This window comes from Tritonibacter horizontis (genome assembly GCF_001518015.1).
GTDB lineage: Bacteria > Pseudomonadota > Alphaproteobacteria > Rhodobacterales > Rhodobacteraceae > Epibacterium > Epibacterium horizontis.
In genome coordinates, this window is sequence record NZ_LPUY01000030.1 from 1 (window position 1) to 7,339 (window position 7,339).

Annotated in this window: 6 protein-coding genes and 1 tRNA gene; 6 read left to right on the forward strand and 1 reads right to left on the reverse strand. The window is 64.3% G+C overall.

The features are described from left to right. Nucleotides 1–30: 30 nt before the first annotated feature. Nucleotides 31–1,074 (reverse strand): TraB/GumN family protein, encoded by a 1,044-nt coding sequence (locus TRIHO_RS05225; RefSeq protein ID WP_082705039.1) that lies wholly within the window; start codon nucleotides 1,072–1,074, stop codon nucleotides 31–33. 72 nt (nucleotides 1,075–1,146) lie between these two features. On the opposite strand from TRIHO_RS05225, the gene TRIHO_RS05230 reads away from it, so the two are divergent. From TRIHO_RS05230 to TRIHO_RS05255, 6 genes are all read left to right on the forward strand, one after another. Further along, nucleotides 1,147–1,836, forward strand: a complete 690-nt coding sequence (locus TRIHO_RS05230) for a DUF2161 domain-containing phosphodiesterase (RefSeq protein WP_207498631.1) — start codon at nucleotides 1,147–1,149, stop codon at nucleotides 1,834–1,836. A 249-nt stretch (nucleotides 1,837–2,085) separates the two neighbouring features. After that, nucleotides 2,086–2,373, forward strand: coding sequence for a co-chaperone GroES (locus tag TRIHO_RS05235; protein WP_068241005.1), 288 nt, complete (start codon nucleotides 2,086–2,088; stop codon nucleotides 2,371–2,373). A 63-nt stretch (nucleotides 2,374–2,436) separates the two neighbouring features. Next, nucleotides 2,437–4,080 (forward strand): chaperonin GroEL, encoded by a 1,644-nt coding sequence (gene groL / locus TRIHO_RS05240; protein ID WP_068241006.1) that lies wholly within the window; start codon nucleotides 2,437–2,439, stop codon nucleotides 4,078–4,080. 306 nt (nucleotides 4,081–4,386) lie between these two features. Then, a tRNA-Cys gene (locus TRIHO_RS05245) sits at nucleotides 4,387–4,460 on the forward strand. Nucleotides 4,461–4,728: 268 nt separating this feature from the next. Continuing rightward, nucleotides 4,729–6,132: a 30S ribosomal protein S12 methylthiotransferase RimO gene (rimO, locus tag TRIHO_RS05250; RefSeq protein ID WP_068241008.1), complete on the forward strand. Its 1,404-nt coding sequence runs from the start codon at nucleotides 4,729–4,731 to the stop codon at nucleotides 6,130–6,132. 227 nt (nucleotides 6,133–6,359) lie between these two features. Then, nucleotides 6,360–7,339 (forward strand): AsmA family protein (locus TRIHO_RS05255; protein WP_131811176.1); only part of this gene is annotated, 980 nt, incomplete at its 3' end.

The window sequence follows — 7,339 nt, forward strand, 5'->3', positions numbered from 1 at the left end:
GGCCATGAGAGCGGTGGCGGGGCAGGGGGATCACAAGGGGGCCTCCTCGATGGTGTAGCCGGCCGCTTCGAGCAGCGCCAGCACGCCGGTTTCGCCCGGCAGATGCGCCGCGCCAACCGCGACCACCAGCAGATTGCCCGGCGCCGACTCGATCACCGGAACCCAGGCGCGGTTGCGGTCATAGAGCAGCGAGCCCATCAAGGCCTCGATCTGGGCCGCGCGCTCCGCCGTCGGGATCGACAGGTCAGCGGCCAGAAACTGTTTCATCTGCACGCGGGTAAAGGCCTCCACCTCGCCGTCGAAATAGCTTTCCAGCATGGTGAAAAACTCATCCGGCCCCACCCGCATCATGGCAAGGTAGCTGCGCAGCTCCTCGACCTGTTCGGCCAGCGGCGCGGCGTCGAGGGTGCGGAAGATCTCCATCGGATCCTCGAGCGACAGGGTCGGGACCCCGTGCTCTGCCGCGACCTCCAGCAGCTGCATGTCCAGCCCATGCGACACATTTGGGATCCGGCGGGCGCAATTCGGGATCGACAGCGACATGCTGAGGAACCAGGGCCGCATCTTGGCCGCCATGAAGGGCGGAATGCCCGCCGCGCGGGCCAGATCGGCAATTTCGGCCCAATCCTCGGGCGGCAGCCGGTCGATCAGCGTCGGGCCGTCAGTGATAAAGATCAGCTCTGGCCGTTTGCCCAGCTTGGCCTCCAGCGCCGCCTTGTCCGCCGCCGTGACCTCGACCAGCATCGCGTCGGCGGCCTCGATCGCCGGGGTCATATGGCGCACCAGCGGCGCGTGGCGCGGGTCGTTCAGATGCATGGTTCCGATCACGTGAAGACGGCGGTCGCCCCGGGTGGCGATCCAGCTGAGCCCCTTGGCATAGGGGGTGCGAGCGACCTCGGCGGCGATCTCGGCCTTGAGCGCGGCGGGCAGGTCCTGGCGCAGGTCGGTGCCGGTGCAGGCCGCCTGCGCGGATGCCGCCGCCCCCGCGACGCCGACCGCCAGCGCCACACGCCGCAGCCAGATCGTCCCCGTCTGGCGCTGGGCGCGACGGAGGCGGGAGAAAAGTCCAGTCATGGATCACCGCTCGGTTGTTTTCCTGTTGCGCTACATTGCCATTGCTGCCGGGCCGGGGCAAGCATGGCCACCATGATGCGTGAACAGGAACTTTATGGCCCGGTCAAATCCCTGCTGGAAGCGCAGGGCTATACGGTCAAGGGAGAGGTCGGGGCCGCCGATGTGGTCGCGCGGCGTGGCGACGCGCCGCCGGTGGTGGTGGAGCTGAAGCTGCGGTTCACGCTGGCGCTGTTCCATCAGGCGGTGGCGCGGCTGGGGCTGACGGATCTGGTCTATCTCGCGGTGGCGCGCCCGACCGGCAAGACCGCGCGCCGGGCGCTGAAGGACAACCTCTCCCTGTGCCGCCGTCTGGGGCTGGGGCTGATCACGGTGCGCGCCGATGGCCGCTGCGAGGTGCATTGCGATCCCGGCCCCTTTCAGCCCCGCAAATCCAAGCAGAAGGCGGCGCGGCTGCTGCGGGAATTCGACCGGATCAAGGGCGACCCCAACGTCGGCGGGGCGGTGCGCGGCGGGCTGATGACCGGCTATCGCCAGGACGCGCTGGCCTGCGCGGCCCATCTGGCCGCCCATGGTCCCAGTCGGGGCGCGGAGGTCGCAAAAGCCACCGGTGTCAGCCGCGCCACGCAGGTGATGTATTCCAATCACTACGGCTGGTTCGACCGGCAGGGCCGGGGTCGCTACGGGCTGACCGAGGCCGGGTTTGCCGAGCATACGGTCTGGCTGGCACGCGCAACGCCCCCTGTCGGTGATGCGGCGGACTAAGATCGACACGGCAGGCTGAGGCCGGGGCAGGGCCCCCCGCCCGAACCCGATCCGGGCGGCGGTCCGCCGCGCCGCGCCCGAGTCACATAAAATCCACGAAATTTCCGGATCATTGTTGTTGACTCAGCAATTCCCACTCCCTAGGTATCCCGCAGTTAGCACTCGACTAAGGTGAGTGCTAACGTCTCCGTGGCCCATGAAGGGTGCGGGGAAAGAAAAACACTTTGAGCCTTTTGAGGAGCTGCAAAGATGGCATTGAAACCGCTTCATGATCGCGTAATGGTACGTCGTACCGAAGGCGAAGAGAAGACCTCCGGTGGTCTTATCATTCCCGATAGCGCCAAAGAAAAACCGTCCGAAGGCGTTGTTGTCGCCTGTGGTGAAGGCGCACGCAAGGACAGCGGCGAGTTGATCGCAATGGCCGTGAAAGAGGGCGACAAGGTTCTCTTCGGCAAGTGGTCCGGCACCGAAGTCACCGTCGACGGCGAAGAGCTGCTGATGATGAAAGAGAGCGACATCATGGGTGTGATCGTCTGAGCCACCCGCTCCGACATACCCTCATCGCAACAGACTAGACAGAATTCTCAAGGAGAATGAAAAATGGCTGCTAAGGACGTCAAATTCGACACCGATGCCCGCAACCGTATGCTCAAAGGCGTGAACATCCTCGCCGACGCGGTTAAAGTGACCCTGGGCCCCAAAGGCCGCAACGTGGTTATCGAAAAATCTTTCGGCTCCCCGCGCATCACCAAAGACGGTGTATCTGTGGCGAAAGAGATCGAACTGGAAGACAAGTTCGAAAACATGGGCGCCCAGATGGTGAAGGAAGTTGCTTCCCGCACCAATGACGAAGCCGGCGACGGCACCACCACCGCCACCGTTCTGGCTCAGTCCATCGTCAAAGAAGGCCTGAAGCAGGTTGCAGCGGGCCTGAACCCGATGGACCTGAAGCGCGGCATCGACCTGGCAACACTGAAAGTTGTCGACGCGATCAAAGCCATGGCGCGTGAAGTCAAAGACTCCGACGAAGTTGCACAGGTTGGCACCATCTCCGCCAACGGCGAATCCGAAATCGGTCGTCAGATCGCGGATGCGATGCAGAAAGTCGGCAACGACGGCGTGATCACCGTCGAAGAAAACAAAGGCCTGGAAACAGAGACCGATGTTGTCGAAGGCATGCAGTTCGACCGCGGCTACCTGTCGCCTTACTTCGTGACCAACGCCGACAAGATGACCACCGAGCTGGAAGACTGCATCATCCTGCTGCACGAGAAGAAACTGTCTTCGCTGCAGCCGATGGTTCCGCTGCTCGAGCAGGTCATCCAGTCCCAGAAGCCGCTGCTGATCATCGCAGAAGATGTCGAAGGCGAAGCGCTGGCGACCCTGGTTGTCAACAAACTGCGCGGCGGTCTGAAAATCGCAGCGGTCAAGGCGCCTGGTTTCGGCGATCGCCGCAAGGCCATGCTGCAGGACATCGCGATCCTGACCGGCGGTCAGGTGATCTCCGAAGATCTCGGCATGAAGCTCGAGTCCGTCACCATGGACATGCTCGGCTCCGCCAAGAAAATCCAGATCACCAAAGACGAGACCACCATCGTTGACGGCGCTGGCGAGAAGGCCGAGATCGAGGCACGTGTGGCCCAGATCCGCAACCAGATCGAAGAAACCACCTCCGATTACGACCGTGAGAAGCTGCAAGAGCGCGTTGCCAAACTGGCAGGCGGTGTTGCCGTGATCCGCGTCGGCGGCATGACCGAAACCGAAGTGAAAGAGCGCAAAGACCGTGTCGACGATGCTCTGAACGCGACCCGCGCTGCTGTGCAGGAAGGCGTGATCGTCGGGGGCGGTGTTGCGCTGATCCAGGCCGGCAAATCGCTGGACGGTCTCACCGGTGCCAACGCAGACCAGAACGCCGGTATCGCCATCGTGCGCCGCGCGCTCGAAGCTCCGCTGCGTCAGATCGCTGAAAACGCAGGCGTCGACGGCGCCGTGGTTGCAGGCAAGATCCGCGAATCCGAAGACAAGAACTTTGGCTTCAACGCGCAGACCGAAGAATATGGCGACATGTTCAAATTCGGCGTGATCGACCCGGCCAAAGTAACCCGCACCGCGCTGGAAGACGCGGCCTCGATTGCAGGCCTGCTGATCACCACCGAAGCCATGGTTGCTGACAAACCCGCCAAAGAAGGTGCATCCGCCGGCGGCGGCATGCCCGACATGGGCGGCATGGGCGGCATGATGTAAGTCACGCCATCCTGTTTGGATGACAGTCCCCTCGGGGACCAACAAAGGGTCGCCTCCGGGCGGCCCTTTTTGCGTCCACCGGTCCGGCCAGTTGCCCCGTCGCCAGTTGCCCCGTCGCCAGTTGCTCCCCCATGCGCCGCGCCGTTTCCGACGCCGGGGGCGCATCGCCGCCATCGTGCCCTGCAAAGACCCCCAGGTTTTCGCACCGCCACCGTGTTTTGCCCCTTGCGGTCCGACGGGAACAGAAATAAAACGCGTGTCACACCAGTCGGCGGCTCACCACCCGCCACATTACGGTGACAGCGAGGCGAGTTGGCGGAGTGGTGACGCAGCGGATTGCAAATCCGTGTACACCGGTTCGATTCCGGTACTCGCCTCCATTTCATTCTAAATCAAATGGTTATGAGCTTTGCCGTCGGGTGCGACACAAAGTGGGGCACAGAGCCACGGTGACAGCAGCCTCATACCTATCCAAGTCTCGGCACGGTATATGCTATTTCGGCTGGCCACTTCCGCCCGTAGGTCCCTGTTCCAGAGGATCCGCGTCGCGGCCGTTGTGGCCGGGACCGTCGAAAGGGGGCGGGGGGATTGCGGGGGGAGGGCAAATCCTCCATTTCCAAGCGTCTCCGGCCAGTTTATAGGACGGCCATGACCAGCAATCCGCCAGATCTCCGCCCCGACCTCGCGCCGAAGCCCCGCTTTGGTGATGCCCCCCGTCCTGACCAGCCGACGCTTGGCATGGTGTCCTTGGGCTGCCCCAAGGCGCTGGTGGACAGCGAGCGGATTTTGACCCGGTTGCGGGCCGAGGGCTACGGGATCTCGGCCGACTATGCCGGTGCGGATGCGGTGATCGTCAACACCTGTGGGTTCCTTGACAGCGCCAAGGCCGAAAGCCTCGATGCCATTGGCGAGGCGCTGAAGGAAAACGGCAAGGTGATCGTCACGGGCTGTCTTGGGGCTGAACCGGATTACATCCGCGAACATCACCCGCGCATTCTGGCCGTCACCGGTCCGCATCAGTACGAACAGGTGCTGGATGCGGTGCATGCTGCCGTTCCGCCCAGCCCGGACCCGTTTGTGGACCTGCTGCCGGCCTCGGGGGTCAGCCTCACGCCGCGGCATTTCAGCTATCTCAAGATCTCTGAAGGCTGCAATCACAAGTGCAAGTTCTGCATCATTCCCGACATGCGTGGCCGGCTGGCGTCGCGGCCGGCGCATGCGGTGCTGCGCGAGGCGGAAAAGCTCGTCGGGGCAGGGGTGCGCGAACTGCTGGTGATCAGCCAGGACACCTCGGCCTATGGGCTGGATCGCAAATATGATGTCAACCCGTGGAAAGAGGGCGAGATCCGCAGCCATATCACCGACCTCGCCCGTGCCCTGGGGGAGCTGGCGCCGGCAGAGGAGCTGTGGGTGCGGCTGCATTATGTCTATCCCTATCCGCATGTGCGCGAGCTGATCCCGCTGATGGCGGATCCGGCCAATGCGGTGCTGCCCTATCTGGACATTCCGTTCCAGCATGCCCACCCGGATGTGCTGAAACGCATGGCCCGACCTGCGGCGGGGGCCAAAACGCTGGAGGAAATCCGGGCCTGGCGGGCGATCTGCCCCGACATCACCCTGCGGTCGACCTTTATCGTTGGCTACCCCGGCGAGACCGAGGCGGAGTTCCAGCATCTGTTGGACTGGATGGACGAGGCGCAGCTGGATCGGGTCGGGTGTTTCAAATACGAAAACGTCGCTGGTGCCCGCTCCAACGCGCTGCCGGATCACGTGGCCGAAGAGGTCAAGCAGGCGCGCTGGGACCGGTTCATGGAAAAGGCACAGGCGATTTCCGAAGCAAAGCTGGCCGCGAAAGTGGGGCAGGTGATGCAGGTCATCGTGGATGACATCGACGAAGACGGGATCGCCACCTGCCGCACCAAGGCAGACGCCCCGGAGATCGACGGCAACCTGTTCATCGACGAGGGCACCGAGGGGCTGAAGGTCGGTGATCTGGTCACGGTGGAGGTCGACGAGGCCGGGGAATATGATCTGTGGGGCCGCCGACGCTGACCGGTGCCGCCGCGCGGGGGATGACATTGCCCGCCTGACGCTGATAGGGGCGACCCGGTCTTGGCGGTGTCTGGCAGCGTCTGGCCGTGCCGGGGTGGGCCGCAGGGGGCGCCGCCATGGCATTGGGGTCACGCAGCGATTGATCCCACCTGCGAGGGTTGTAATCTGGCGCAAAGCCCTGAACGTGGGCGAGCCAACTTCTGTACTCCCAAAAGGGACCCTCTGCCATGCGCCTGATCCTCCGTATTCTGACCGCTCTTGTCCTGACCCTTGCTGTGGCCATCACTGTGCTGGCCTTTTTACCGGGACAGAAACTGGCCGAGCTGGTCGGCCAGCAGATTGAGAAACAGACCGGCCGACAGGTGGTGTTTGGCGGCGATGTGCGGTTTTCCTTCTGGCCGACGCTGGGGATACAGGCGGACAATGTGGCGCTGGCCAATGCCGATTGGGCCGGGCCGGAGCCGATGTTGATCGCCGGGCGGCTGGTGGTCGGGATTGACGCGGCGGATCTGATCCGGGGCGATGTGCGCATCACCGAGCTGACCGCGATCGTGCCGCAACTGAACCTGGAAACCCGCGCCGATGGCACCGGGAACTGGATTTTTGAAACGCCGGCAACGGCGAGCGATGGCGGCGGGGGCAACGGCGCGACCTCGGACCCGATTGCGATTGAGGCGATCACCCTGAGCGGCGCCAGCCTGCGCTATGCCCCCTTCGGACAGGAGCCGGTGCGGCTCAGCCAGGTGGATCTGAGCCTGCTGTGGCCGGAGCCGAACGGAACCGCAACGGTGGATATGACCCTGCGCCCGGCGGGCAAGCCGCTGCGGCTGGCGGGGGAGATCGGCAGTTTTTCCCGGTTCCTGGCCGGCGATGTCGTCTCGGTCGGCCTGTCGGTAACGGCAGCGGCCAGCAAGGCGCGGCTGGATGGGCGGGCCGATCTGACGGGCGCGTTTGACGGGCGGGTCACTGGCGCCAGCGAGGATACGGCGGCGCTGATGGGCGCGCTGGGGCTGACGCCGCTGGTGGTGCCGCGCGGCCTGGGGCAGCGGCTGCAATTTGCGGCGGACACCACCTATACCCCCGACGGGCGGGTGGCGTTGCGGGATCTGAGCCTCGGGCTGGATCAAAACGCGCTGACCGGCGTGGCCGACCTGGATTTCGCCGCTGCGCCGCTGCGGGTCACGGCGGATCTGACCGGCGGGCTGCT

Coding starts and splice junctions, on each gene's coding strand:
- TRIHO_RS05235 (WP_068241005.1), top strand. CDS start 2,086: ATGGCATTGAAACCGCTTCATGATCGCGTAATGGTACGTCGTACCGAA.
- groL (WP_068241006.1), top strand. CDS start 2,437: ATGGCTGCTAAGGACGTCAAATTCGACACCGATGCCCGCAACCGTATG.
- TRIHO_RS05230 (WP_207498631.1), top strand. CDS start 1,147: ATGATGCGTGAACAGGAACTTTATGGCCCGGTCAAATCCCTGCTGGAA.
- rimO (WP_068241008.1), top strand. CDS start 4,729: ATGACCAGCAATCCGCCAGATCTCCGCCCCGACCTCGCGCCGAAGCCC.
- TRIHO_RS05225 (WP_082705039.1), bottom strand. CDS start 1,074: ATGACTGGACTTTTCTCCCGCCTCCGTCGCGCCCAGCGCCAGACGGGG.